Here is a 4,998-nt window from a genome sequence, read left to right on the forward strand (position 1 = left end):
TAGAGCATCGGACGGTTAAACGGACGCATATCCGGCGGCCTTGAGGTAGTTCCAACATTCTTGCGGCTCGAAGAGATTGCAGATGTCACCGAGCGCTCGCCAGAGCGCGTCGAACGTTCGGGCCTCGGCCTTGCGCAGGTGCGCTTTGATCTTGGCGAAGGCCTGCTCGATCGGGTTCATATCGGGCGAATAAGCGGGCAGAAACAGGAACCAGGCGCCGCGTTCTCTCAGACACTGCGCGGCCTTCTCGCTCTTGTGGACAGCCAAGTTGTCGAGGATCACCACATCGCCTTGGCGCAGGGTCGGCGCGAGTTGTGTCTCGATGTAGGCCTCGAACGCCAAGCGGGTGATCGGGCCATCGCTCACCCACGGTGCACACAGCTCGCTGCACCGCAGCCCTGCGAGACAGGTATCGGTTTTCCAGTGTCCAAAGGGGGCGCTCATCCGCAGCCGCTGCCCTTTGCGTGAGCGCCCGCGCAGGCGCGTCATCTTGGTGTTGACGAAGGTCTCGTCGAGAAACACCAAGCGGTGCGGCTGCTCGCGCATGCGCGGCTGACGCTGGGCGCGCCAGACCCGGCGCTCATCCCGCACGTCGGCGCGTGCGCACTCCGCCGCCATCAGGGCTTTTTTGATATGAGAAGCCGCGCCGGCACAGGAAGCGCGAGAGCAGCGCGGGAGCTGCGACGATCCCATGCTCGTCCAGCAAGAGAGCGGCCAGTTCGGGCATGGAGATGGCGGGCCTTGCCGCGACGGTCTGGATCAGGAAGCTCTCATAGGGCACCAGCTTGCCGCCTCCGGGCGGACGGCCCTAACGGGCAGGCGCCGGCGAGCCGGTGTCCCGCGTGCGCCGCACCAGCTTGATGGCGAAGCTCTCGCTGACGGCAAAGGGCTGGCCTGCCGCGTGGCAGGAATGACCTGCAGGGCATCGTCAACTTAACCGAAGAGTGACCTGGGTCGGACTATCCGTGAGGCATGACCCCGACCCGTGCCCCTCGTTACGCCCGCCACCGCTTCCCAGCCGAAGTGATCAGCTACGCCGTCTGGTTGTACTTTCGCTTTCCCTTGAGCCTGCGCATGGTCGAGGAGATGCTGGCCGCCCGAGGTATCGAGGTGAGCTATGAGACTGTGCGGCAGTGGGCGCTGAAGTTCGGCCAGGACTTTGCCAATCAGATCCGCAGGCGTCTTCCGGCAACCGGGGACAAATGGCATCTGGACGAGGTCGTGATCACTATCGCGGGCCGGAAGCATTGGCTCTGGCGAGCCGTCGACCAGCACGGGCTCGTGCTCGACATCCTGGTTCAGAGCCGTCGCAACGCCAAGGCAGCCAAGCGATTGCTGCGCAAGCTGCTGAAGAAGCAGGGCATCGCTCCGCGCGTGATGATCACAGACAAACTGGCCAGCTATGCCGCCGCGAAGAGGGTGGTCATGCCAGGAGTGGAGCATCGCCAGCATAAAGGCTTGAACAATCGTGCGGAGAACTCGCATCAGCCGACGCGCCGACGCGAGCGCATCATGAAGCGCTTCAAATCAGCCGGGCAGGCGCAGCGCTTCCTCTCGGTCCACGATCAAGTCGCGAATCTCTTCCGCCGTCCTGCTAACACCAACGCTGCTGACCATCGAAAGGCTCGGGCCCAGGCCTTCACGACCTGGGCCGACGTCACCGGCCTTGCGGCGGCTTGCTGATCCGATGGTCCAGGGCCGGCGGGCCTTATCTCAGATCTTTAAGTTGACGATGCCCCACTTGCCTCCTTCACCGCCGACGGAGCCTACGATCAAGCAGGCGTCTACGACACTATCGCCAAGCGCGACCGAGGTTGCCATTGCCATCAGCGCTTTGAACCGCATGTTCGAGCTTGGACGCCCGAAGTCCATTCGTATCGCCTGAATGCGGGTCCGAAGGCCATCAATGCGTGCACAATCCGATCCGTGCAACACGGTCCCCGTGCTACAGCACCGCCCGGTAGAGACCCGCGACCTCGTCCAGGTTCATGGCGCGTGGATTGTTGACGATCAATCGCTGGATGCCGACCGTCACCTCCCGCGCCATGTCGGGAATGTCCGCCTCTGTTACGCCCAAGCGGCTGAGACGCGTCTCCAACCCGACCGACGAAACCAGTTGCTCCAGTTCCGACACGAAGGCTTCGGCAGCCTCCTTGTCGTTCGCGAAGCTGCGATCGGGGAGAAGATGCACGGCGAGTTCCGCATAGGCCCTCTCGGCCACCGGCATGTTGAACCGCATCACCGGTCCCATCACCAGAGCGTTGCTGTGGCCATGAGGAATGTGGAACCGGGTCCCCAGCGGATACGACAAGGCGTGGACTGCCGCGACCGATGCATTGACGAAGGCCATGCCGGCCAGCATCGAGCCCTGCAGCATGGCCGAGCGTGCTTCGATATCCGACCCGTCGGCCACGACGCGACGAAGATTCTTCCCTAAGAGTGCGAGCGCCTTCACGGCTAATGTATCTGACACCACGTTTTTGCGGGTGCGGCTCGTGTAGGCCTCGATAGCATGCACCATGGCGTCGAGCGCCGTCGCAGCGGTCACGTGCGGCGGCATGCCGAGCGTCAGCTCGGCGTCCAGCAGCGCCACGTCCGGCAGAAGCTGCGAGGAATAGATCGCCTTCTTCTCGTTCGCATCGCTGGTCACGACCGACACCCAGGTCACCTCGGATCCGGTGCCGGACGTCGTCGGAACCTGGATCAGCGGCACCCGACGCCCGCGCGCCAAGTCGGTCCCGTACATCTCCTCGAGGATCTGATCGGAGTCGATCAAGAGCGCCACCAATTTCGCCGTATCGAGAGATGAACCGCCGCCCAAGCCCACGACACCGTCCGCCCCGAAGGCACGAGCGGCATCCACGGCGGTGCGCACGATTTTCACGGGCGGGTCCGCCTGAACGCCATCGAACACGGTTGCTTCCAACCCGGCAGAGGTCAAAGCCGCGACCGCACGGTCGGAAAAGCCGCAGGCCGCGATGCCGGCGTCGCAGACGACGATGGCCCGCATGACGCCGAGACCTTTCATCACTTCCCCCATACGCGCCAATCCACCGGTTTCGCAGATGACGCGGGGCGGGCTCTGAAACGTGAAGTTGGCCATTCGGAGTTCTCCCTGTCGGTTGATTGTTGTCTAATACAATCGTGGCCGCTGTTGCATCGACTGCGTCATCCCGGACGCCGCCGGCGATCCGGGATCGTGCGCCGCGTAAAGCGCGGGCTTCCCTACCCCTTTGTGGGGAGGAGCGCTGCCGGCGCCAATCGCGTCATGTGATCCCGGGTTCCGCTCACGCGGCGCCGGGATGACGGGAGAGCACGCCTCTCCGGCCAACCTCACATATTGACGTAGTTCGGCCCGCCGGCGCCTTCGGGGGTGACCCAGGTGATGTTCTGGTTCGGATCCTTGATGTCGCAGGTCTTGCAGTGGACGCAGTTCTGCGCGTTGATCTGGTAGCGCGGTCCGCCCTCGCCCTCGACCCACTCGTACACGCCCGCCGGGCAGTAGCGCTGCGAGGGGCCGCCATAGACCCCAAGCTCCGATGCCTTCTGCAGCCCCATGTCCTTCACCTTGAGGTGGGCCGGCTGGTCCTCCTCGTGGTTGGTGTTCGACAGGAACACCGAGGACAGCTTGTCAAAGGTCAGCACCCCGTCCGGCCGGTCGTACTTGATCGGCTTGACCTGATCGAGGGGCAGCAAGGTCTCGTAGTCGGGCTTGCCGTGCTTCATCGTGCCGAACGGCGACCAGCCGAAGATCTCGGTCAGCCACATGTCGAGCCCGCCGAGCGCCACGCCGGCCGCCGTGCCGTAGCGCGACCAGAGCGGCTTCACGTTGCGCACCCGCTTGAGGTCGTAGCCGATGGGCGAGGCGCGCCAGGATTCCTCGTAAGCCGCCACCTCGTCACGGGCGCGCCCGGCCTGCAGGGCGGCAAAGACGTGGTCGGCGCAGAGCATGCCCGACAGGATCGCGTTGTGGCTGCCCTTGATGCGCGGCACGTTCACGAAACCTGCCGAGTCGCCGACCAGGCAGCCGCCCGGGAAGGACAGGCGCGGCACCGACTGCCAGCCGCCCTCCATGATGGCCCGCGCCCCGTAGCCGATGCGCTTTCCGCCCTCGAACACGTCACGCACCATCGGGTGCGTCTTGAAGCGCTGGAACTCGTCGAACGGCGACAGGGTCGGGTTCTTGTAGTTCAGGTGCACCACGAAGCCGACGGACACCAGGTTGTCGTCGAAATGGTACAGCCAGGAGCCGCCGCCCGCGTTGTTCGGCAGCGGCCAGCCCATGGAATGGCGCACGAGGCCGGACCGGAAGTGCTCGGGCTTGACCTGCCACAGCTCCTTGATGCCGATGCCGTATTTCTGGTGATCCCGGCCCTGGTTCAGGCCGAAGCGCTCGATCATCTGCTTGGTCAGCGAGCCCCGCGCGCCTTCGCCGAAGATCGTGTACTTGGCGCGCAGCTCCATGCCGCGGGTGAAGTTGGCATTGGGCTCGCCGTCACGGCCTATACCTAAGTCGCCGGTGGCGACGCCCACCACCTTGCCGTCCTCGACCAGCACCTCGGCGGCCGGGAAGCCGGGATAGATCTCCACCCCCAGCTCCTCGGCCTTGCGGCCGAGATAGCGGGCGACGTTGCCGAGCGAGCCGACGAAGTTGCCATGGTTGTTCATGAGCTTGGGCATGAACACGTTGGGCAGCGTCACCCCGCCGGCGTGGCCGAGATACATGAACTCGTCGGCGGTGACTTGCGTCTTGAGCGGCCGGTCGGGATCATTGCGCCAGTCCGGCAGGAGCGCGTCGAGGCCGATAGGGTCGATCACCGCGCCGGAGAGGATATGGGCGCCGACCTCGGAGCCTTTTTCCACCACCACGACCGAGATGTCCGCGCCCTGCTCCAGCGCCTGCTGCTTGAGCCGGATCGCCGTCGCCAGGCCGGCAGGCCCTGCCCCCACGACGACGACGTCGAACTCCATCGATTCACGGGCAGGCAGATCGGACAT

The 4,998-nt window shown here is 64.8% G+C and carries 3 protein-coding genes and 1 pseudogene; 1 reads left to right on the forward strand and 3 read right to left on the reverse strand.

Features of this window, described 5'->3' with window-relative positions; genetic code table 11:
* Positions 1-15: 15 nt before the first annotated feature.
* A pseudogene (locus tag DDF70_RS35345) lies at positions 16-916 on the reverse strand (IS630 family transposase); the annotation flags it as partial.
* A 56-nt stretch (positions 917-972) separates the two neighbouring features.
* On the opposite strand from DDF70_RS35345, the gene DDF70_RS35350 reads away from it, so the two are divergent.
* Positions 973-1,683 (forward strand): IS6 family transposase, encoded by a 711-nt coding sequence (locus DDF70_RS35350; RefSeq protein WP_114949156.1) that lies wholly within the window; start codon positions 973-975, stop codon positions 1,681-1,683.
* Between the two features lie 262 nt (positions 1,684-1,945).
* On the opposite strand, the gene DDF70_RS35360 is transcribed toward DDF70_RS35350, so the two are convergent.
* A complete protein-coding gene (locus DDF70_RS35360) occupies positions 1,946-3,103 on the reverse strand; it encodes an iron-containing alcohol dehydrogenase (protein WP_114949158.1) in 1,158 nt (385 codons plus the stop codon).
* Between the two features lie 230 nt (positions 3,104-3,333).
* Positions 3,334-4,998: an electron transfer flavoprotein-ubiquinone oxidoreductase gene (locus DDF70_RS35365; protein WP_114949159.1), complete on the reverse strand. Its 1,665-nt coding sequence runs from the start codon at positions 4,996-4,998 to the stop codon at positions 3,334-3,336.

The sequence above is a fragment of the Microvirga calopogonii genome (assembly GCF_003347665.1).
GTDB classification, from domain to species: Bacteria; Pseudomonadota; Alphaproteobacteria; order Rhizobiales; family Beijerinckiaceae; genus Microvirga; species Microvirga calopogonii.